Source organism: Acinetobacter sp. TUM15071 (assembly GCF_008980925.1).
GTDB lineage: Bacteria > Pseudomonadota > Gammaproteobacteria > Pseudomonadales > Moraxellaceae > Acinetobacter > Acinetobacter dispersus.
On record NZ_BKGB01000001.1, the window covers coordinates 35024 to 55687 of the forward strand.

The window sequence follows — 20664 nt, forward strand, 5'->3', positions numbered from 1 at the left end:
AAACGATTAATTTTATTTACTATTGTTGTTGACGCATCTGCTTTTCATGCCTAAAATGCGCATCAGATTCTCCAATAGCTCAGTCGGTAGAGCGACGGACTGTTAATCCGCAGGTCCCTGGTTCGAGCCCAGGTTGGAGAGCCAATCTACTAATCTCCCATAGCTCAGTCGGTAGAGCGACGGACTGTTAATCCGCAGGTCCCTGGTTCGAGCCCAGGTGGGAGAGCCAAGATTCTAAAAAGCCCTGATCATTGATCGGGGCTTTTTTTATACGTACAAATTAATATTTAGTTTGATCGAAATACTATTATTACCACCCTTGACTCCAACCCACCAAAGAAATCATTCTTCTCAGCATTCGTTAAATTACTTACAATTGTTGAATGACGAACTGCTTGTCTCGTAGATAGATCAAAAATTCTATTCCCACTACTCTGAAGAACCTGTACAGAATCAATTGCGTTATTTCTTGATATATTAAATCTCACGATATTACTTAAATTTGCACTATCAGCAGGAACTTCCCATAAGCCCATTATTTCTTTATGAACTTTCTCTTCTATTGATTTACTTCTATCACTTTCTGTTAAAGCTGGATCATCCACTTGATTATCATTAATATAAAATTCGAAGGGTTGCTCGACTCTAACAGGATAATATTTACCATTTAACTGATACGGATAAAGACTAGATTTCTTAATTTCAGCCTCCACCAAAGTATCTAACTCAACAATACCACTACTTTTCTTAATTTTTGATGCAACTACTTCCCCTTTCTCATTTACATATATCAAAATATTCAGATCCCTATCTTTACCTTGTAATAAAGAAGGATTAACTAATATTTGCGGTATTTTTTTCCATTTTAAGACATGACGATCAATATTAATAAATTCAATGCTCTTAGCATGAATACCCTCTGCCCAAATGCACAATAATACAACTATTATTTTTGATAAAAATCTCATTTATAATTCTCAAAGTTGTTATTTTTATATCCCTAATTCGCTATCTCATTACGATGAGATAGCGACCTGAGCTGGCACACCACTATGGAAACGGAAGGTATCATCTGGACTTAAAATCAGATTTTTTTCCACTTCACGAATATGCTCGATGCGTTGCTGGATCGTCTCTTCTGGATCTTTAAGTTTCGCCGTTTTTGCAACATCCAAAGCTAAAGCCAGATAGTCCTCAAAATGACGAGATTCAGACTTAAGCAAGTAGCGGTAGTAACGCCCCAGCTCATCGTCCACAATCGGTGCTAGCGCATAGAAACGCTCACACGAGCGTGCTTCGACAAATGCACCAATAATCATCACATCAATTAGAGCCTCAGGCTCATAAGTACGGATCTCTTTCCGCAATCCACCTGCATAGCGGCCTGCACTCAAACCCTTCCACTCTTGGCCGCGTTTGTTCATGAATTCCAAAACCTGCTCATAATGCAGCATTTCTTCACGCACCAATTGCGCCAATTTCACTTGCAGGTCCGTAAAGAAACTATAGCGGAACATCAAGTTCATTGCTGTACTCGCTGCTTTTTTCTCACAGTTAGCATGGTCTTGCATTAAGATGTCCAGATTATTAATGGCTTCATCCAACCACGCCTGAGGAGTCGTACAACCCAAAAATGCGATGACAGGTTGCATCAACTCATCATAATTTACACTACTCATCAACTTATCTCGCAGCAGCCTGAATCGCTGCTTTCATATCTGTTACTGCTTGAGCCAAACCAACAAATACACTATCGGCAATAATTGAGTGTCCGATGTTTAATTCATGAATTTGTGGAATTGCTGCAATCGCGGCAACATTATCCAAATTCAATCCATGCCCAGCATTCACAACCAAACCTTTTGCCGCTGCATATTCAGCACCTTTGATAATACGAGCTAATTCAGCTTGCTGTTGCTCATCCGTTTCCGCATCTGCATAAGCACCCGTATGGATCTCAATGGTGGGTGCACCACATGCTACAGCGGCATCAATTTGTGCCAAATCTGCATCGATAAACAAAGACACATCACTGCCAATGGCTTTGAGTGCTTGGGTCGCTGCTTTAACTTTTTCAAAATGACCAACCACATCCAAGCCACCTTCGGTTGTCACTTCTTGACGACGTTCAGGTACAAAGCACACATGTTGCGGTTGAATCTCTTTGGCAAATGCAACCATTTCATCAGTCACAGCCAATTCAAGATTCATACGTGTTTTTAACAATGGACGCATGCGACGTACATCATCATCTTGTATATGGCGGCGATCTTCACGCAAATGCAAAGTAATCCCCTCAGCACCTGCCTGTTCACAGACCAAAGCAGCCTGAACTGGATCAGGGTAAGTTGTACCACGTGCTTGTCTTAATGTCGCAACATGATCAATGTTTACACCCAAGATTGCAGCCATAAAAATATCCTATCGGTTTAGCCCTGAATCATTATTTTCAATACATCAGGAATATCAATTTTGTGTACTTTGAATCCAAAGTTGCCGACTCTTCAGCGGCCGATCGCCCAGCAAAGAGCTAATCATTTGACGGTATAGTTTACCCAATAATTGCAGCTGTTCGTGAGAAAAATCCTGCCCATCTTCGTAACTTTGCATGGAGGTAATCAATGCACCATCAAGTGTTGAACGCGAAGCTTGTGAAACTGGTAGAAAGCCATCATTGAGTTGAAATTGATAGTGCTGAGTGACCTGTATGTCTTTTTGGCTCGCGTCTACTGAGAAATCAATGGCATAACCAAGTTCAGGCAATAATACATGCTCAAATTGACGTAAAATTTGTCGAAGAAACAAAGCCGCTTGCTCATGTGTAGCCAATTGCTGTAACAGCGCGAGAATCAACTGATATTGTTCGAATGTTTGCGGCATCATCTCTTCTAAAGGACACAGTCGCAATAGAATTTCATTTAAATAAAAACCAGCAAAAAATGCATCACCATGAAAGAACACAGGTTGATTCAGGATTTCTAATTTGGTGAAATTTTTAAGTTCCGACTTACCAGAAGCTTGCAGACGAATAGGTTGGTATTGCGGCGGTGGGATCTGCCTAAGAATCCCATCCACCCGACCATATTCTTGGGTAAATAAATGCACAATATGGCTTTTTTCACGATATTTACGATGATGAATCAAATAGCCATGCAGGACTTCATTACGCATCATAGAACGATACTAGTCCTTCTTTTTCTCATCCTTTTCTTCATCATCGCCATCAGGAATCACTGCACCAACAACCGCAGCAGTCCCTTTAACAACACCTTTAGTGGTCTTATAAGCAACTTTCACAGGTACAGTCACAAGCTTATGAATACAGCCCTGCAACATGAATACACATGTCACGATTGCGAGTAAACGGATTGTTGTTTTCATACCTGTTTCCATTGTCAACGAGACAGTTAAATATCGCTATAACCTAAGCTTTTAAGTGCACGTTCATCATCAGACCAACCACCTTTAACTTTCACCCAAAGTGTCAGCATGATTTTTTGCTCAAACATTTTTTCCATGTCTGCACGTGCATCCATACCAATACTTTTCAGCTTCGCACCTTTGTCGCCAATCACAATCGCTTTTTGACCTTGACGCTCTACAAAGATAGTTGCATCAATATAGGTACAAGGTGGTTTTAAACGACCGGTTTTTTCATTTACAGCCGCTTCTTCAGTTTTGAATGATTCAATTTGAACCGTTAAATCGTACGGAAGCTCTTCACCCAACTGACGCATAATTTTCTCACGAATGATTTCACTCGCAAGGAAACGTTCAGAACGATCGGTAATCTGATCTAATGAATACAAAGGTGGTTGATACGGCAGATATTTTTCAATCGTGTCACGTAAATGATCTAGGTTCGCACCACGCAACGCTGATACTGGAACAATCTCAGCAAAATTCATTAACTTGGCACGCTCTCGAATCAGCGGCAAAGCTTCATTTTTATTTTCGAAAGTATCTAGCTTATTGATCACAAGGATCACAGGCATATCTGCATTTTTAAGCTTTTCCAAAACCAATTCGTCGTTTTGCGTCCACTTTTGTGCATCAACCACAAATAAAACCAGATTCACATCGCGCAATGCTGAGTGTGCAGCACGGTTCATCATCTTATTGATGGCACGTACTTCTTTTTTATGCATCCCAGGGGTATCTACGAATACCGCCTGTGATTTCTCACGTGAATCAATCCCCACGATCTTATGACGTGTGGTTTGTGGCTTACGTGAAGTAATCGATAGTTTTTGACCTAGGATGTGATTCATCAAAGTTGACTTGCCCACATTTGGACGGCCAACGATTGCAACAAAACCGCTTTTGAAATCTGAAGGAATTGTACTTCCTTGAGAACTAAAAAATTGATCAACTACATTATTGCCATCTTGCTGTTCAGTTGCTTCTGGCTTATTTTCTTCTGAATGAGACATCAGGTTATTGCTCCAATAATTTTAAAATCTCTGCCGCTGCCGTTTGTTCGGCAAAACGACGACTTGAGCCCTCGCCTATAATTTTTGGCAATCCCGCTACATCACATTCCACTTTGAAATGTTGATTCGGGGCATCACCCTGAATATCTACAACCTCGTAAACTGGGAGAGGTTTTTTACGTGCTTGTAAATACTCTTGCAAACGTGATTTAGGGTCTTTCAGTTGATCTGTCGGTTCGATATGATCAAGATATGGTTCATACCATTTTAACACAATGCGCTCTAGCAAGTTGAGATCATTACTGTCTAAATAAATAGCACCAATAATGGCTTCAACCGTATCAGCCAAAATCGATTCACGGTGATGTCCACCCGATTTTAACTCGCCTGTGCTTAAAATTAATGACCGACTCAATTGTAAGTCATTTGCAATTTTCCCCAATGCTTCCTGTCGAACCAAAGTCGCACGCATACGTGTTAAGCGACCTTCATTTTCTAGGGGATAGGCATTGTACAAATAATTTGCAACAATCATCCCTAATAATGCATCGCCTAGAAATTCTAGGCGTTCATAATTATGTTTATGACTGACCGAGCGATGGGTCAAAGCCAGTTTTAACAAGTCAAACTGTTTAAACTGGTGACCTATTCGCCCTTGCAGCCGTGTATCATTGAGCTTGTTTTGCAGATTTTTGGTCAAAAGTCTTCTCAAAGGTCATCACTAAACTGATATTCAGCATGAAAGGCTTACGTATTTCATACTTCTTCATCACCACAAGATCATCTTTATAAGTCACTTGCGCAATATCTTTAAAATGTAGATCGCGAATCCCGTTCATATCGAAACGTTGATCCATCTGAGATGCAAACTTACTCGGTGTGATATTTGCAGGACTATCTTTTAATAGCCCCTCAATTTGAGTATTAATCAGTTTGTCATCCCAGTATGCTGGCCAAATCGCAATTGCCGCTTTCACAGCAACTGCAAATAAAACCACCCCAAATAAAATTGCAATATACGAAGTCCCTTGTTGAGATTTACGCATCTGTCTATTTCCTATATATTTTTATTAGTCAATCTTACCATTTCGGTTGAAACTTGGAAGATTAAAACCAGGTTCTTTATGCATCCATACATAAAAAGCACGACCTGTTAGGTTCGCTTCAGGTACAAAGCCCCAAAAACGACTATCTGCACTTTGATCACGGTTATCACCCATTGCGAAGTATTGCCCCTTTGGCACGGTTACTTCCCAATCTTGACCATTGCTTTGGATAAATACATCATTCGCTTTTGCAACAAATGGTACCAAAGCTTCAGCACCTCTTAATTGCGCAAATTGGAATTGTTCAGCAAGTGGATTGCGTCCTTCCAAGTAACGGATTAAGTGCTGATGTTCACCCAAAGTTTCCTTGAAATAAAGTGCTGTAGGCGTATCTTGCTGATCTTTTGCACGCGTAAATTGCGTTGCAACTTTTGCAATCTGCTGACCATTGATTGTCAACTCGCCCGCTTTAAACTGAATATGATCACCTGGTAAACCAACCACACGTTTAATGTAGCTAATAGTTGGTTGTGGTGGATAACGGAATACAATCACTTCACCACGTTTCGGTTCACCAACGTTAATGATTTTCGAATTTACAATCGGTAAACGAACACCATAATCAAACTTATTCACCAGAATAAAATCACCGGTTTCTAAGGTCGGAACCATAGAATCTGATGGAATATTAAATGGCTCATACAAGAAAGAACGTAGTACAAGTACAACAGCTAACACTGGCCAGAAATCATATGCCCATGTGATCACAAAGTTTTCTTGATTACGCCCACGTGTTGCACGCTGTTTTAATACCAACTTATCCAGTAACCACACCAAAAAGAAAATCAGTGTTGCTGGCACCAGAATCAAGTTAAAATCAAAATCCACAAACCCTCTCTTGCAGTTTAACTGCCTGTCGTTCGACTGGGTAAAACCAACGTTTCCCCAGCCTCATCTTTCTTTATCTATCAACTTTCAATACAGCTAAGAACGCTTCTTGTGGAATCTCAACACTTCCCACTTGCTTCATACGTTTCTTACCTTCTTTTTGTTTCGAAAGAAGTTTCTTCTTACGCGAAACGTCACCACCATAACATTTTGCCAATACGTTTTTACGCATTGCTTTTACGGTAGAACGTGCAATGATTTGCGCACCAATCGCGGCCTGAATCGCAACATCATACATTTGGCGAGGAATCAAATCTTTCATCTTCTCAACCAATGCAATACCACGATGACGAGCATCTTGACGGTGGCAGATCATTGCCAAAGCATCAACCTTTTCGCTATTAATTAATACATCAACCTTAACCAGAGCTGAACTCTCGAAACGAACGAAGTTATAATCCAGTGAGGCAAAACCACGTGAACATGATTTCAATTTATCAAAGAAATCCATGACCACTTCTGCCATTGGAATTTCAAAAGTGATTGATACTTGGTTACCCAAGAATTTCATATCTTTTTGAATACCGCGACGCTCGATACACAAGGTCATGACATTACCCAAGTATTCTTGCGGTACAAGGATATGACATTCAGCAATCGGTTCACGTAGATCTTCAACTGTCGAGCCATCTGGCATTTTTGACGGGCTGTCGATATAAATGATATCGCCTTTCTTAGTCAAAGCTTCGTAAATAACTGTTGGTGCAGAACTGATCAGATCAAGGTCGTATTCACGTTCTAAACGCTCTTGTACGATCTCCATGTGCAGCATTCCCAAGAAGCCACAACGGAAACCAAAACCTAAAGCATCTGAACTCTCAGGTTCGAAGAATAAAGCAGAGTCATTGATCTGTAATTTTTGCAGTGCTTCACGGAATGGTTCAAAGTCACTTGAATCAATCGGGAACAGACCTGCATAGACCTGTGGTTTAACCTTTTTAAAACCCGGTAAAGTCGCAACATCAGGTGTATTCGAAAGTGTAATGGTATCACCGACTGGTGCACCAAAAATGTCTTTAATCCCTGCAATTACAAAGCCAACTTCACCTGCTTCAAGAATGTCAGTTTCAGTATGCTTCGGATTGAACACACCCACAGAAGTCACAGGATGTGTTTGCCCTGTTGATTTCACCAACATCTTGTCGCCCTTGCGGATACGACCTTGTTTAATACGAACAAGCGATACAACACCAAGGTAGTTATCGAACCATGAGTCGATAATTAAGGCTTGTAACGGTGCATCACGATCACCTTCTGGTGCAGGAATCACGTCAACCAAACGTTCTAGAACGCCTTCAACACCTAAACCAGTTTTTGCAGAACAAGTAGGTGCATCTGTCGCTTCAATCCCGATAATTTCTTCAATTTCGTGGATTACACGTTCAGGCTCAGCTTGAGGTAAATCAATCTTGTTCAAGATTGGTAAAACTTCTAAGCCCTGCTCAATCGCGGTATAACAGTTTGCAACTGACTGCGCTTCTACACCTTGAGCAGCATCAACCACCAACAATGCGCCTTCACATGCAGCCAAAGAACGTGATACTTCATAAGAGAAGTCAACGTGTCCCGGAGTATCAATGAAGTTCAATTGATATTCTTGACCATTTGGGTGCGTGTAATACAAGGTGACTGACGCGGCTTTGATGGTAATCCCACGTTCACGCTCAAGCTCCATAGAGTCTAATACTTGAGCTTGCATTTCGCGATCTTGCAAACCACCGCACATTTGAATGAAACGGTCAGCCAAAGTTGACTTACCATGGTCAATATGAGCAATGATCGAGAAATTGCGTATATTTTTGATATCTACGGATTTTTTAGCTTGCGCCATGGGTTACCTTAACAAAATAGAACGCCCTGTACCTTAAAAAAGTAGTGGGCCAAATGGTTTAATAAAATTGCTCGCGATTATAACAGAACAGGCTTTCAAAGTATTCAAAATAATAAAAGCTTTAATAGGATCAACTGAACAATTTATCTATATTTAAACCAATTAAACTGCTTCATATGAAATGGAGAAATCCATTGGGTTTAAATCAGGAGCAATCGGCTGATAAGCTTGAGTAAAACTTTGCGACATCCGTTTCGGTCTTCCTGTTTCAATTTCGATACAGGCCCATTTGGTATTGCCGACAAAGAGTATGCTCTGATCTTTAGGTCGATAAAAAGCATACTGGCGAAATGAGTAAAGCGCATTAATATCATCCAGCCATGTCCGCAAGATGACCTCTTCACCTTCAAGCGCAGCTTTACGATATTGAACATGATGTTCAACTGCCACCATGGCATGTTTCAGCTCTAAGTATTGAGCCAGTCCCAAACCCAAAGTTTCAATATGAGCTGCCGCAACATCTTGCATCCACTGGATATATATGACGTTATTGACATGCCCCAGTACATCAATATGCTCAGGCTGAACTTGTATCTTCAAATCAAAAATCGTACTCATAATCTCAGGTATTTCATTCATCAAAGTTCAGCTAGCTACACTAATCTAAACACAACGGCATTACAAAACAAAAACCACCCTATTTTTAGAGTGGTTTTATTTAGTCTTCTACAGCATGTCAATTAAAACTTAAGGTAGGCGTAAACCAAGAATTGCACGTTGACCTTGACGAATAATCGTCACACGCGCAACGCTATTTTTTGGCAAAGCAGAAACAGTTTTTGCAAACTGCTGGCTGTTGGTAATCGGTGTACCATTCACTTGCACAATCACATCACCCGCAATCAGATTTGATAAAGACGCAGTACCACCACGCTTCACATCTTGAATCAAGATACCACCACGAACTTCTAAACGTGCTTGTTCAGCCGCGCTTAAATCACGGATACTCATGCCTAACCCACTGGTTGGGTTATTTTTCTCAGCATCAGCAGCAGTATCATCTGGTGCAGTACCCAGCGTTGCAGAAATCGTACGTGTTTTATCATCACGAAGAATTTCTAGTTGAACTATTTGGTTCGGCGCAATACGGTTTAGTGAATACAATAAGTCGCTGGTACGCGAAATTGGCGCACCATTGGCTTTTAAAATCACATCCCCTGATTTTAAACCTGCTTTTTCAGCTGGAGACTTTGGTGCTACTTGAGTAATCAACGAACCTTCAGGTTTCGGCAACTTATAGGCTTCCGCCAAGTTACGATCAATATCTTGCATCATAATACCAAGATAAGAACGGGTAACTTTACCTGTTGTCTTCAATTGTTGTACGACATCCATCGCCACATCAATTGGGATGGAGAATGATAAGCCCATATAACCACCCGTACCACTGAAGATACGTGAGTTAACCCCCACCACTTCACCACGCTGGTTAAATAATGGACCACCCGAGTTACCTGGGTTTAAAGCCGCATCAGTTTGAATAAATGGAACCGAAGTTTCCCCACTCATATTTCGTGATTTTGCACTGACGATCCCTGCTGAAGCCGAATAATCAAAACCAAATGGAGAACCAATTGCGAGTACAGGCTCACCTACTCGAAGTTGATTCACATCACCTACTTTCAACTCTGGGAAATTACTGCCATTCACTTTCAGCAAGGCGATATCGGTACGTTCATCACTCCCTACAAGCGTCGCATCAAGCTCACGACGGTCATTCAGCGTGATACTGATACGTGACGCATCTGCAATCACATGTCGGTTGGTAAGCAAATAACCATCTTTCCCGATAAAGAATGCACTTCCGAATGCAGTTTTTTCTTGCGGGCCCTGCTGTTGCGGGATAATCACTTGATTACCAAAAAAACGTCTTAAAATTTCAGGGACTTGTTGTTGCAATAACTCTTCCTGAGTCATTTTCTTTACAACATTGACACTCACAACAGCAGGACTGACCTGCTCAACGAGGTTTGAAAAATCTACTGGCGCAGCAGCATTGACTTGAGACGCTGCTATCGTAAATACCGCAGCATACATTCCTTGTTGTAAATAGCGACTTTTCATGAAGCAAGAACCTACATACTGATAATTAAAATGAAATTTAGGTCTATATTTCTAGCACACCCCTATCATTCTTTTCGTAAAAATATGTTTATATTTTCAATGCATACAACGATCTAGAATGATGAAATGTGAATAAACTGTGGAGAAATACGCCATAATCTACCCTATAGAAATGGTTTTATCCTGAACAGCTTAACGATAGATTAAAACAATGTACTGAAACGTAATCATTTTCTCATTCATACAGATGAGGCAAAAATAATCAGCAAATAAGTCGCATTCGCTAAAAATTCACTCAATTCTAGGCAGATTGGCCCTTGCCTTTTTGATAAAAAAGCGGTGTCATTAGCGAACGTTTAAAACTGAAGCAGATCGACGACATGCCTGATTTAAAAACAATTCACCATTTTGATGTGATTATTGTGGGCAGTGGCGGTGCAGGTTTAAGCCTTGCACTCTCTTTACCTAGTCATTACAACATTGCAATTTTAGCTAAGGCTGCGCTGACAGAAGCCAGTACTTTCTATGCGCAAGGTGGTGTTGCTGCAGTATTAGACGAAACTGATTCTATTCAACAACACATTAATGACACTATGATTGCAGGCGGTCATCTTTGTGAGTTGGATGCCGTCAAACATACCGTCGAAGGCGGTAAACCTTCAGTTGATTTCCTGCTCAAGCAAGGCGTGCAATTTACGTTAGATGACGATGAACAATTACACCTTACCCGCGAAGGTGGTCATTCACAACGTCGTATCATTCACTCTGCCGATGCGACAGGTAAAGCCATTTCAACTACATTGGTTGAACGTGCGAAAGAACGAAAAAATATTACGATTTTTGAAAATTATATTGCGATTGATCTGATTACCCTACATAAGCTTGGGCATCAAAACCAAACCAATCGATCAATCGGCCTATATGCTTTAGATGAAGCTAATGAACAGGTTCATACTTTCCTAGCGCCATTCACCGCACTTGCCTGTGGCGGTGCAATGAAAGCTTATCTCTATACGTCTAATCCTGATATTGCGACTGGTGATGGAATTGCCATGGCCTATCGTGCAGGTTGTCGCGTGGCGAATATGGAATTTAACCAATTCCATCCAACCTGTTTATATCATCCGAAAGCGCGTTCGTTCTTGATCACCGAAGCGATGCGGGGTGAAGGTGCTTATTTGCGCCTACCAGACGGCGAACGTTTTATGCTGCGTTTTGATGAACGTGCTGAACTTGCACCACGTGATATTGTGGCACGTACCATCGACCATGAAATCAAGCGCTTAGGTATTCGTCATGTTTGGTTAGACATCACCCATAAATCGCCAGAGTTTATTACTGAACACTTCCCGACACTGTATGCCCGTTTGCTTGAACTCGGTATTGATATCACCAAAGATATGATTCCCGTGGTGCCAGCAGCACATTACACCTGTGGTGGTGTGGTGGTCGATGAACATAGTCAAACTGACTTAGATGGCTTATATGCCATTGGTGAAACTTCATATACAGGTTTGCATGGCGCCAATCGTATGGCAAGCAACTCATTGCTTGAATGCTTTGTTTATGGCATGAGTGCAGCAGAAGATATCGAACAAAAATTTGATGCGGATTTTAAACTTCCAGACGTTCCTTCGTGGGATGAAACGCAAGTCACCGATGCCGATGAAGATGTGGTGATCCTGCAAAACTGGGATGAGCTTCGTTCCACCATGTGGAACTATGTGGGTATTGTTCGTACCACCAAACGTTTACAGCGTGCCTTGCACCGTATTGAAATGCTAAAACGTGAAATCACTGAGTATTATCAGGATTATCGCGTCAGTAAAAATCTGATTGAATTGCGTAACTTGGTTTTAGTTTCGGAAATGATTGTGCGTTGTGCAATGGAGCGTAAGGAATCACGTGGTTTGCATTACACACTGGATTATCCAGAACTCTCAAATGAAATTCGCAAGACAGTGTTAACACCACCAAATTTTAAAGTGGAACAGCCGTTGGTGAATGAATAATAAACTAATTGAGATACATATTTTTATTGGGCCGCATTACTAAATATATAATGTTGGCCCAGCCAAATCTTGATTATTTATAAGGAACTGCACACAAAAAAGTAAAGTTTTCTGTTGTCTTGTCTAATTCATATGAATAATTATATATCAATATTATTGAATTAATAGGAAATGGCAACCTAAAGCCCTTTAAAGTTATTTCCTCTTTTATCTTATCAGAATAAGAAAAACCATCTAAAATCATCTCGAAGTTACTAGTTAAATTATGGAAATCCTTTTCAATAAAATCGTCATCTACAAAATCTATTTCAAATTCTTTTGAAAAAATAGATCCTACAAACTCACCATCCCATGAATAATCATTAAATGTATAACTATTTAACAAATCATGAGAACCTAATACTCCCCCCCAAATAGAGACATAGCCATTTTTCTGCATCACTCATCACCTAATACAACATAAACCATCTGATTAAATATCAACCATTTGTTCTAAAAATTCTAAATATTTGGGATCATCTTCCATGAAAATATCGATGCCCCCTCTCATATAAGCTCGAACAAATTCATCTTGTGCTTTTTCCCAGTGTTCCTGCTCAAAATAATACTGCCCTAAACGAAAGTGTATATATGGATTACCCAAACCATTTGGACATTGCAGAGCATTATAATAAGCTTTAAAAGCTTTCTCATTATTATTAAGGTGTAAATGTGCATCACCTACAGCAACATATATCCATGTTGCTGCTTCCCACTCTTGATGATTAGAAGGCAACAAAAGTAAAGCATCCAAATATGAATCCTTTGCCTCCTCAAACTGCCCTTCTGCTACCTGCTTATCACCTTGTTTACATAAAACCATAACATCTTGATAAACACTATCAGCTAATTGCTTCATAAAAAACCAACCAAAAAGAAGTAAGCCATGGATAATTTATTAGTTCACAATAATGTCAAATAAATTATATAAAACAGCTCTTAGAGCTGTTTTATATAATTTAATGCCTCTTCAAACACAACATCTGCATTCTGTGTTGCATCCAAACGCTTCATCCGTTCAGGTTCTACTTGCCACAAGGTCTCGTAACCTGCACGCACCTTAGCAAAGAAACTTAATTTCTCTTGCTCAAAACGGTCCAAAGCACCACGCTCTCGCGCACGGGTCATGCCCAATTCAATTGGGGCATCCAGCCAAAAGGTGATATTCGGCATTTTCGCCACAAAGGTTTGATTTAACAGTTGCAACTTTTCCTGACTTAAACCACGTCCAGCACACTGATAAGCAAAGCTGGCATCGGTAAAACGATCACTCAACACAATCTTCCCTGCCGCTAAAGCAGGTAAAATCACTTGTTGTAAATGCTGTGCACGTGCTGCATAAATCAATAACAGCTCGGTATCATGACTCATTTGCTCTTCATGATTCACTGCTAATAATAAGGAGCGAATCTGCTCAGCCAATGGCGTTCCACCCGGTTCACGGGTCAACACCACTTCTTTACCTTGCTGTTCAAAGTACTGATGAATTTTACGAATCAGCGTGGTTTTTCCTACACCTTCCGTACCTTCAAAACTAATAAACATTATTCGCCCTGCTTTTTCTTTGAACGTAGCACAGTTAAATATTCTTGCACTGCACGATTATGGTCTTCTAAAGACGCGGTAAATTTATGCCCGCCATTGCCTGTAGCAACGAAGTAAATATTTTTGGCATCATCAGGATGCATCGCTGCTTCAATTGCTTTCTTACTTGGCAAAGCAATTGGTGTTGGTGGTAAACCGTTAATGGTATAGGTGTTATAAGCCGTTGGCGTACGCAGGTCATTACGGGTGATATTGCCTTTATAGTTATCGCCCATACCATAAATCACAGTTGGATCTGTTTGTAAGCGCATACCCATTTTCAAACGACGGACAAATACACCTGAAACCTGTTCCAACTCACTGTCTAAACTGGTTTCTTTCTCGATAATTGAAGCCATGATCAATGCTTCATACTTATCTTTATACGGTAAGTTCGGTGCTTTCTTGACCCAAGCCTCATCCAACGATTTCATTTGACGGCGATACAAATCGGTTAAGATTTTTTTATCGGTCTCACCTTTGGCAAAGAAATAAGTATCCGGCGCAAATAGGCCTTCTGGATGCGTATATGAAATATTTAATTGTTTTAATAATTCACTTTGCGGAAGATCAAGCAACGTATTGGTGACATTTGGGTCTTTTCTTAGACTCTGAATCAACTGTGAAAAAGTTGTTCCTTCAATCACTAGAATACGGTTCATCTGTGCATTATCTGCATCAGACAACATATCCATCACCTGACGAATACTCATGCCTTCTGTAATTTCATAAACGCCCGCTTTCATGGTGTCATGAATCATAAACTTCTGATACAGCTTTAAAACTATTGGAAAATTCACCTTATTTTCTTTGGCTAAACGATCAATAAAGCGTGAATAGGTATCACCAGAAGAAATCACTAAAAGTTGTTTTTTACTGTCTACAGGGTAATTTTTAAATAAACTAGACCATACAATGCCAAAGATCGCCAATACAAAAATAACAATGGCGATCAAAAAGGCTTTAAAAAAAGAAAATCTAGATTTCGGTTTCGCTTTGGGCTTTTTCTTACTTTTGCTGGAATTTGGCGGCTTTGGCATATTAATCAATCTGGCTAAGTTTTAAAGTTTCAAATAAATCAAGATAGGGTTGCTGCGCTAAGGCCTGATCATTAAATCGAACAACCGCTTTCATTGGATGTAACGCATTGCAAAAAAATAAACTTTGGATATGGCCAATCTCATTCATATCGATACACCGCTGCTCACATTCAATCTGATATTGCTGCATTCTCGACAAGATTTTGGCTCTCATCACACCGTGGACGCCATTATAGCGAAGTTCGGGCGTAATCCACCGATCATTTATACGAATAAAACAATTACTGCTCACCCCTTCAACAATATAACCTTGTACATCACTGACGAGGGCTTCTAACCAACCACGCTGATCAGCCTCTTGCTTGAGCAAGACCTGTTCTAATCTGTTCAGCGTTTTTAAACCCACCAAATGAGGCATATTCAAACCCAACGCATGATTTAAAATGCCACTTTCAATCCACTCAGGCTGAAAAGCCTGTGTTACTCTTGGGTAATACCAGACATAAACATCAGCCGCATGTAATGGCAGACTATAGCCACGATCGCCTTCACCACGGCTAATCACGACTTTTAATGTGCCATTGAGATTTGAATATTGCTGCTGTAATTGCACCAGTGACTTTTCTACACAAGATAAATCTGCATCCAGCTGTAAGGACTGACATGCCAATTTTAAACGTGCAAAGTGTAGTTCTTTTAGTTCAAAAATTCCGTGAAAAATACGTGCTGTGGTAAAGCAGCCATCACCATAATGAAAAGCTCGGTCTAATAAAGGGATGGAATCAATTAATTGTCCATTTTTATAACACTGCATAATCTAGATACCTTTCCACTTTATAAGTCAGCACCACCAAAACCAATAAGCCATTGATTTTAAATAAGTATAACAATTAAAACCTAAAATTAAAAATCGCTTATATATCAATAATTCAGCAAAGCTTATCTGTTTTATCTATTTCTATTTTTTTCATAACAAATTCGATTTTAATTATTTTTTTTGCAAAAAAACTGGCGTTATGCTGCGTACATATTCCAAACAGTGATTTAGATTTTAAGGGGTTTTCCATGCGTTTTTCTCAAGTTAAAGTTGGCGTAATTGCCGCATTACTCTCAGTTTCTTCATTCGCGGCACAAGAATTCTTAAACGTTTCTTATGACCCAACGCGTGAACTGTATACAGATTTCAATAAACAATTCGGTACGTTCTGGAAACAACGTACAGGTCAGGACATCGACTTTAAACAATCACACGGCGGTTCAGGTAAACAAGCCCGTGCCGTGATTGATGGCTTAAATGCAGATGTAGTCACACTTGCACTTGCAGCAGATATCGATGAAATTGCAGAAAATGCAAAACTCCTTCCAGCAGACTGGCAAAAGAAATTACCGAACAACTCTACGCCATATACCTCAACAATTGTATTCCTAGTTCGTAAAGGCAACCCAAAACAAATCAAAGATTGGGGTGATCTCGTTAAGCCAGGTGTAGAAATCATTACACCAAATCCTAAAACATCGGGTGGTGCACGTTGGAACTACTTAGGTGCTTGGGCTTGGGCAAAACATCAAAAAGGTGGTAACGACGCTAAAGCTCAAGAGTTTGTTCGTCAAATTTATAAACAAACCAAAGTACTTGATTCAGGTGCACGTGGTGCAACCACAACATTTGCTGAACGCGGTATTGGTGACGTATTACTGGCTTGGGAAAATGAAGCTTATCTTGCGGTACGTGAGCAACCAGGCAAATTCGAAATTGTCACACCTTCTCTTTCGATTCTTGCAGAACCGCCAGTTGCTGTAGTTGAAAAGAATGCTGAGAAAAAAGGTAATCTACAAATCGCTCGTGGTTATTTGAATTACTTGTATTCACCAGCAGGTCAAGAGATTGCTGCACGAAACTTCTACCGTCCACGTAATGCGGCAGTGTTAAAGAAATACAGCAATGTATTTAAACCACTTAAATTAGTGACGATTGATCAAGAATTTGGTGGCTGGACCAAAGTACAAAAAACTCACTTTGATAATGGTGGTGTGTTTGACCAGATCGTCAAGCTCAACAGCACAACGAAATAATTTACTCAACGGGTAAATAGGGAGAGCGGACATGATTCATACCGTAATTGTTCCAGGTGTAGGTGGTAGCGAAGCACAGCATTGGCAGTCTTGGTTACAACAGCAGCTCGTGTCTAGCTCTCGCGTTCAACAGAAACACTGGGATCGTCCTGTGTTAAGCGAATGGGTCGCTCAATTTGTTAAAACTGTTATTGCAGCTCCAGCGCCTGTTCAAATCGTTGCACATAGCTTTGGCTGCTTAACCAGTGTTGCTGCACTTGCTGAACACCCAGAACTCAGAGCAAAAGTTAAAAATCTGATTTTAGTTGCACCCGCGAACCCGGCACGTTTTGGTGAAGCAGGCTTCGCTCGTCATAGCTTGACTGACTATAAACAGTATTTTCAGCAACTGAAAATTGACGTGCCGACCACGTTATTGATCAGTGAAAATGACCCTTGGTTAGGTTATGTCGATGCACTACAACTTGCTCAAGCATGGAAGTTAACACCAATCAATTTAGGTCCAGTGGGTCATATCAATGTTGCTTCTGGATTTGGTCCTTTCCCCGAGATCCTGAACTATCTGCTGCCTGAAAAAAAGACGCAGTTGGTTGCCCGAATGAGTCAGGCAAATTTTAATTTGAAATTTGCCTAACCCCAGCTTTCCGTAATTTTAGTATTCGCATTATTTATTTGCTTGTTTTAGCAAACATTTCTCTTTGAGGAAATATCATGTCGCAGCGTTCCCGAGTGCTGCCTGGGTTTGGTCTCTCATTAGGCTTCACCCTCGCTTACGTGTCTTTGATTGTGCTTATTCCTTTATCTGCTGTATTTATCAAATCTTTAGGGATTGGGTGGGATGGCTTATGGGAAATCTTAACTTCAGAACGAATTTTAAAGTCCTTACAACTGAGCTTTAGCGCTGCATTGATTGCCGCTTTGGTGAATGTAGTCTTTGGCTTATTGCTCGCATGGTGCTTGGTTCGTTACAACTTCCCAGGTAAACGCATTGTCGATGCTTTGGTGGACTTACCGTTTGCCCTACCGACTGCTGTTGCGGGTATTGCCTTAACCTCTTTATATGCCCCAACAGGCTGGATTGGACAATATCTTTCCCCTCTTGGGATTGAAGTGGCTTATACTCCGATTGGGATCACACTTGCTTTAATCTTTATTGGTCTACCCTTCGTAGTTCGTACCGTACAACCTGTACTCAGTGATATTGAAACCGAATTGGAAGAAGCCGCTTCAGCACTAGGAGCGAATCGTTGGCAAACCATTACCAAAATCATTTTGCCGATTTTATTCCCTGCTTTGCTAACAGGTTTTGCCTTAGCTTTTGCGCGTGGCGTTGGCGAGTATGGCTCTGTTATCTTCATTGCAGGCAACCAACCTTATAAAACAGAAATTGCACCATTGATGATCATTTCTCGCTTAGAGGAATACGATTACGCAGGTGCAACGACCATCGCTGTGGTTATGCTCATCCTCTCTTTCGGCATCTTATTTTTAATTAACTTGGTGCAAGCATGGGCTAGCCGTCGTACAGGGAGAGTTGCACAATGAGCTTAAATACCAATAGCAACGCTTTAGCAATCAAATTACAAGCCAGAGATGCAACCCGAGAACCAACTTGGGTCCGTTATACCCTAATTGGTGTTGCTCTGATCTTTTTCCTGAGCTGCTTAATCCTACCGCTGATTTTGGTTTTTGTTGAAGCATTTAAACAAGGTCTGACCGTTTATATCAATGCTTTAACCGATTCTGATACTTTATCGGCGGTCAAACTGACCTTACTCACTGCCGCGATTGCAGTACCCATTAATGTGGTGTTTGGTGTTGCAGCAGCATGGGCGGTTGCAAAATTCCAGTTCCGAGGGAAAGCCATCTTAACCACCATTATTGATATGCCTTTCTCGGTATCGCCAGTCATTGCCGGTTTAATGTTGGTTCTGATTTTTGGTACGCAAGGTTGGATGGGCAGTTGGTTAATGGACCATGACATCAAAATCTTGTATGCCGTACCTGCGATTGTATTAGCCACCATTTTCATTACTGTTCCATTCGTTGCTCGTGAGTTAATTCCTTTAATGGAAGCACAAGGGACTGAGGAAGAAGAAGCTGCGATTGTACTCGGTGCTTCAGGCTGGCAAACCTTCTGGAGAGTGACGTTACCGAATATCAAATGGGGTCTGATTTATGGCGTGATTCTGTGTAATGCCCGTGCAATGGGTGAATTCGGTGCGGTATCCGTGGTTTCAGGTCATATTCGTGGTCAAACCAATACCTTACCGTTACACGTCGAGATTCTTTATAACGAATATACCTTTAGTGCTGCATTTGCTGTGTCATCGTTACTGGCATTTTTAGCGATCATCACTTTGATTTTGAAAACATGGCTAGAAATACGTCAAGAGCAAGCAAATAAACATCAGCCGAATCACTAAGGAATAAACACATGAGTATTCAAGTTAAAAATATTGAAAAACACTTTGGTGCATTCCATGCGCTGAAAAATATCTCTTTGGACTTTCCTGAAGGTGAATTGGTTGCCCTACTTGGTCCTTCAGGCTGCGGAAAAACAACCTTATTACGCATCATTGCAGGCTTAGAATCTGCAGATGGCGGTCAGGTTTTACTTGAAGGTGAAGATGCAACGGATATTCATGTACGTGAGCGTCAGGTTGGTTTCGTATTTCAACACTATGCCCTGTTCCGCCACATGACTGTTTTTGACAATATTGCCTTTGGTTTACGCGTTCGCCCTCGTGCAACACGCCCTTCAGAAGCTGAAATCAAAAAACGTGTGACGCGCTTACTTGATCTGGTGCAACTTGGTTTCTTGGCAGATCGTTACCCTGCTCAGCTTTCTGGTGGTCAACGCCAACGTATTGCTTTAGCCCGTGCACTCGCAGTTGAACCACGTGTTTTGTTACTTGATGAACCATTTGGTGCACTTGATGCTAAAGTTCGAAAAGAATTACGCCGTTGGTTACGTACCTTACATGACGAGCTGCATATTACTTCGATCTTCGTGACTCACGATCAAGAAGAGGCTTTAGAAGTAGCTGATCAGATCATCGTCATGAACAAAGGTGATGTCGAGCAAATCGGTTCACCACGTGAAGTGTATGAAAAACCAGCAACCCCGTTTGTTTTTGATTTCCTTGGTCAAGCAAATCGTTTTGAAGGTGAGCATACTGACGGTATTATTCGTATCGGTGATGACCGTATTCAGCTACCGACTCTACTAGATGCGCCACAAGGGAAAGTCATTGCATTTGCACGACCAAATGAATTACATATTCATACCCAACCTCAAGCCAATACCATTGAGGCAACGTTCTTACGTGAAGTGTGGATTGCAGGTAGAGTTGTGGCGGAATTACAAGATCGTAGTGGACGTACTATCGAAATTTTATTAAGTGTAGAAGAAGCGAACTTACATCAATTCAAACCAAATCAAACCGTTTGGATCAGTGCAGCTCAACTTCATTTATTCGCAGATCAAACAACGCAAGTTGCTTAAAATAATATTGATGGGGTAAAAACACG

23 protein-coding genes and 2 tRNA genes are annotated in these 20664 nt (G+C 40.8%); 8 read left to right on the plus strand and 17 right to left on the minus strand.

The genetic code is table 11. The annotated features are described in order from the left end of the window. Window positions 1-68: 68 nt before the first annotated feature. Together GBI66_RS00150 and GBI66_RS00155 are read left to right on the plus strand one after the other, a co-directional pair. A tRNA-Asn gene (locus GBI66_RS00150) sits at window positions 69-144 on the plus strand. A 9-nt stretch (window positions 145-153) separates the two neighbouring features. Then, window positions 154-229 (plus strand) — tRNA-Asn (locus GBI66_RS00155). 58 nt (window positions 230-287) lie between these two features. Here the strand turns inward: GBI66_RS00155 and GBI66_RS00160 are convergent. The 12 genes from GBI66_RS00160 to GBI66_RS00215 all read right to left on the minus strand — a co-directional run bounded on the left by GBI66_RS00160 (window position 288) and on the right by GBI66_RS00215 (window position 10382). Further along, window positions 288-968: a TonB C-terminal domain-containing protein gene (locus tag GBI66_RS00160; protein WP_151714729.1), complete on the minus strand. Its 681-nt coding sequence runs from the start codon at window positions 966-968 to the stop codon at window positions 288-290. A gap of 48 nt (window positions 969-1016) precedes the next feature. Further along, on the minus strand, window positions 1017-1679 hold the full coding sequence (locus tag GBI66_RS00165; protein ID WP_151714730.1) for a tRNA-(ms[2]io[6]A)-hydroxylase: 663 nt from the start codon (window positions 1677-1679) through the stop codon (window positions 1017-1019). 4 nt (window positions 1680-1683) lie between these two features. Beyond that, window positions 1684-2412 (minus strand): pyridoxine 5'-phosphate synthase, encoded by a 729-nt coding sequence (pdxJ, locus tag GBI66_RS00170; protein ID WP_005189881.1) that lies wholly within the window; start codon window positions 2410-2412, stop codon window positions 1684-1686. 54 nt (window positions 2413-2466) lie between these two features. Beyond that, a complete protein-coding gene (locus tag GBI66_RS00175; RefSeq protein WP_005189885.1) occupies window positions 2467-3174 on the minus strand; it encodes a DNA repair protein RecO in 708 nt (235 codons plus the stop codon). Between the two features lie 9 nt (window positions 3175-3183). Then, entirely contained in the window at window positions 3184-3381 is a 198-nt protein-coding gene (locus GBI66_RS00180; protein ID WP_005189888.1) for an NF038104 family lipoprotein, read from the minus strand. A 26-nt stretch (window positions 3382-3407) separates the two neighbouring features. Beyond that, on the minus strand, window positions 3408-4433 hold the full coding sequence (gene era / locus GBI66_RS00185; RefSeq protein ID WP_005189893.1) for a GTPase Era: 1026 nt from the start codon (window positions 4431-4433) through the stop codon (window positions 3408-3410). Window positions 4434-4437: 4 nt separating this feature from the next. After that, window positions 4438-5133, minus strand: coding sequence for a ribonuclease III (rnc, locus tag GBI66_RS00190; RefSeq protein WP_004805889.1), 696 nt, complete (start codon window positions 5131-5133; stop codon window positions 4438-4440). Continuing rightward, on the minus strand, window positions 5102-5479 hold the full coding sequence (locus tag GBI66_RS00195) for a DUF4845 domain-containing protein (RefSeq protein ID WP_004654518.1): 378 nt from the start codon (window positions 5477-5479) through the stop codon (window positions 5102-5104). The genes rnc and GBI66_RS00195 overlap by 32 nt, the downstream gene beginning before the upstream one ends. A 24-nt stretch (window positions 5480-5503) precedes the next feature. Next, window positions 5504-6367, minus strand: coding sequence for a signal peptidase I (gene lepB, locus GBI66_RS00200; protein WP_005189895.1), 864 nt, complete (start codon window positions 6365-6367; stop codon window positions 5504-5506). Window positions 6368-6440: 73 nt separating this feature from the next. Continuing rightward, window positions 6441-8258: a translation elongation factor 4 gene (gene lepA / locus GBI66_RS00205; protein WP_005189899.1), complete on the minus strand. Its 1818-nt coding sequence runs from the start codon at window positions 8256-8258 to the stop codon at window positions 6441-6443. 162 nt (window positions 8259-8420) lie between these two features. Then, entirely contained in the window at window positions 8421-8876 is a 456-nt protein-coding gene (locus tag GBI66_RS00210) for a thioesterase family protein (protein WP_151714997.1), read from the minus strand. Window positions 8877-9005: 129 nt separating this feature from the next. Next, window positions 9006-10382, minus strand: a complete 1377-nt coding sequence (locus GBI66_RS00215) for a Do family serine endopeptidase (RefSeq protein WP_151714731.1) — start codon at window positions 10380-10382, stop codon at window positions 9006-9008. 380 nt (window positions 10383-10762) lie between these two features. Between GBI66_RS00215 and nadB the strand changes: the two genes are divergently transcribed. Next, entirely contained in the window at window positions 10763-12394 is a 1632-nt protein-coding gene (gene nadB / locus GBI66_RS00220) for an L-aspartate oxidase (RefSeq protein ID WP_151714732.1), read from the plus strand. A gap of 73 nt (window positions 12395-12467) precedes the next feature. Here nadB and GBI66_RS00225 read toward each other — a convergent pair whose 3' ends face one another. From GBI66_RS00225 to pabC, 5 genes are all read right to left on the minus strand, one after another. Continuing rightward, complete coding sequence (locus GBI66_RS00225; RefSeq protein WP_151714733.1) at window positions 12468-12833, minus strand: immunity 22 family protein; 366 nt, start codon at window positions 12831-12833, stop codon at window positions 12468-12470. A 33-nt stretch (window positions 12834-12866) separates the two neighbouring features. Next, window positions 12867-13292 carry a hypothetical protein gene (locus tag GBI66_RS00230; RefSeq protein ID WP_151714734.1) on the minus strand — a complete coding sequence of 142 codons (426 nt, stop codon included), beginning with the start codon at window positions 13290-13292 and terminating at the stop codon, window positions 12867-12869. Window positions 13293-13372: 80 nt separating this feature from the next. Continuing rightward, complete coding sequence (gene tmk / locus GBI66_RS00235) at window positions 13373-13978, minus strand: dTMP kinase (RefSeq protein WP_151714735.1); 606 nt, start codon at window positions 13976-13978, stop codon at window positions 13373-13375. Beyond that, on the minus strand, window positions 13978-15057 hold the full coding sequence (gene mltG / locus GBI66_RS00240; protein WP_151714736.1) for an endolytic transglycosylase MltG: 1080 nt from the start codon (window positions 15055-15057) through the stop codon (window positions 13978-13980). The genes tmk and mltG overlap by 1 nt, the downstream gene beginning before the upstream one ends. Before the next feature lies 1 nt (window position 15058). After that, window positions 15059-15871: an aminodeoxychorismate lyase gene (gene pabC, locus GBI66_RS00245; RefSeq protein WP_151714737.1), complete on the minus strand. Its 813-nt coding sequence runs from the start codon at window positions 15869-15871 to the stop codon at window positions 15059-15061. A 251-nt stretch (window positions 15872-16122) separates the two neighbouring features. Here pabC and GBI66_RS00250 point away from each other — a divergent pair, with 251 nt between their 5' ends. The 5 genes from GBI66_RS00250 to GBI66_RS00270 all read left to right on the plus strand — a co-directional run bounded on the left by GBI66_RS00250 (window position 16123) and on the right by GBI66_RS00270 (window position 20638). After that, window positions 16123-17130, plus strand: a complete 1008-nt coding sequence (locus GBI66_RS00250) for a sulfate ABC transporter substrate-binding protein (protein ID WP_005189923.1) — start codon at window positions 16123-16125, stop codon at window positions 17128-17130. Between the two features lie 31 nt (window positions 17131-17161). Further along, entirely contained in the window at window positions 17162-17764 is a 603-nt protein-coding gene (locus GBI66_RS00255) for an alpha/beta hydrolase (protein ID WP_005211528.1), read from the plus strand. Between the two features lie 77 nt (window positions 17765-17841). Next, complete coding sequence (gene cysT / locus GBI66_RS00260; RefSeq protein WP_151714738.1) at window positions 17842-18675, plus strand: sulfate ABC transporter permease subunit CysT; 834 nt, start codon at window positions 17842-17844, stop codon at window positions 18673-18675. Next, window positions 18672-19556 carry a sulfate ABC transporter permease subunit CysW gene (gene cysW / locus GBI66_RS00265; protein ID WP_005189931.1) on the plus strand — a complete coding sequence of 295 codons (885 nt, stop codon included), beginning with the start codon at window positions 18672-18674 and terminating at the stop codon, window positions 19554-19556. The genes cysT and cysW overlap by 4 nt, the downstream gene beginning before the upstream one ends. An 11-nt stretch (window positions 19557-19567) precedes the next feature. Then, the gene (locus tag GBI66_RS00270) at window positions 19568-20638 is read left to right on the plus strand and encodes a sulfate/molybdate ABC transporter ATP-binding protein (RefSeq protein ID WP_151714739.1); all 1071 of its coding nucleotides are present in this window, start codon (window positions 19568-19570) and stop codon (window positions 20636-20638) included. Window positions 20639-20664: the final 26 nt, after the last annotated feature.

Bases quoted from the DNA above. Each gene is read 5' to 3' on its own strand.
- GBI66_RS00160 (WP_151714729.1), bottom strand. From the start codon at position 968: ATGAGATTTTTATCAAAAATAATAGTTGTATTATTGTGCATTTGGGCA.
- GBI66_RS00165 (WP_151714730.1), bottom strand. From the start codon at position 1,679: ATGAGTAGTGTAAATTATGATGAGTTGATGCAACCTGTCATCGCATTT.
- pdxJ (WP_005189881.1), bottom strand. From the start codon at position 2,412: ATGGCTGCAATCTTGGGTGTAAACATTGATCATGTTGCGACATTAAGA.
- GBI66_RS00175 (WP_005189885.1), bottom strand. From the start codon at position 3,174: ATGATGCGTAATGAAGTCCTGCATGGCTATTTGATTCATCATCGTAAA.
- GBI66_RS00180 (WP_005189888.1), bottom strand. From the start codon at position 3,381: ATGAAAACAACAATCCGTTTACTCGCAATCGTGACATGTGTATTCATG.
- era (WP_005189893.1), bottom strand. From the start codon at position 4,433: ATGTCTCATTCAGAAGAAAATAAGCCAGAAGCAACTGAACAGCAAGAT.
- GBI66_RS00195 (WP_004654518.1), bottom strand. From the start codon at position 5,479: ATGCGTAAATCTCAACAAGGGACTTCGTATATTGCAATTTTATTTGGG.
- lepA (WP_005189899.1), bottom strand. From the start codon at position 8,258: ATGGCGCAAGCTAAAAAATCCGTAGATATCAAAAATATACGCAATTTC.
- GBI66_RS00210 (WP_151714997.1), bottom strand. From the start codon at position 8,876: ATGAGTACGATTTTTGATTTGAAGATACAAGTTCAGCCTGAGCATATT.
- GBI66_RS00215 (WP_151714731.1), bottom strand. From the start codon at position 10,382: ATGAAAAGTCGCTATTTACAACAAGGAATGTATGCTGCGGTATTTACG.
- nadB (WP_151714732.1), top strand. From the start codon at position 10,763: ATGCCTGATTTAAAAACAATTCACCATTTTGATGTGATTATTGTGGGC.
- GBI66_RS00225 (WP_151714733.1), bottom strand. From the start codon at position 12,833: ATGCAGAAAAATGGCTATGTCTCTATTTGGGGGGGAGTATTAGGTTCT.
- GBI66_RS00230 (WP_151714734.1), bottom strand. From the start codon at position 13,292: ATGAAGCAATTAGCTGATAGTGTTTATCAAGATGTTATGGTTTTATGT.
- tmk (WP_151714735.1), bottom strand. From the start codon at position 13,978: ATGTTTATTAGTTTTGAAGGTACGGAAGGTGTAGGAAAAACCACGCTG.
- mltG (WP_151714736.1), bottom strand. From the start codon at position 15,057: ATGCCAAAGCCGCCAAATTCCAGCAAAAGTAAGAAAAAGCCCAAAGCG.
- pabC (WP_151714737.1), bottom strand. From the start codon at position 15,871: ATGCAGTGTTATAAAAATGGACAATTAATTGATTCCATCCCTTTATTA.
- GBI66_RS00250 (WP_005189923.1), top strand. From the start codon at position 16,123: ATGCGTTTTTCTCAAGTTAAAGTTGGCGTAATTGCCGCATTACTCTCA.
- GBI66_RS00255 (WP_005211528.1), top strand. From the start codon at position 17,162: ATGATTCATACCGTAATTGTTCCAGGTGTAGGTGGTAGCGAAGCACAG.
- cysT (WP_151714738.1), top strand. From the start codon at position 17,842: ATGTCGCAGCGTTCCCGAGTGCTGCCTGGGTTTGGTCTCTCATTAGGC.
- cysW (WP_005189931.1), top strand. From the start codon at position 18,672: ATGAGCTTAAATACCAATAGCAACGCTTTAGCAATCAAATTACAAGCC.
- GBI66_RS00270 (WP_151714739.1), top strand. From the start codon at position 19,568: ATGAGTATTCAAGTTAAAAATATTGAAAAACACTTTGGTGCATTCCAT.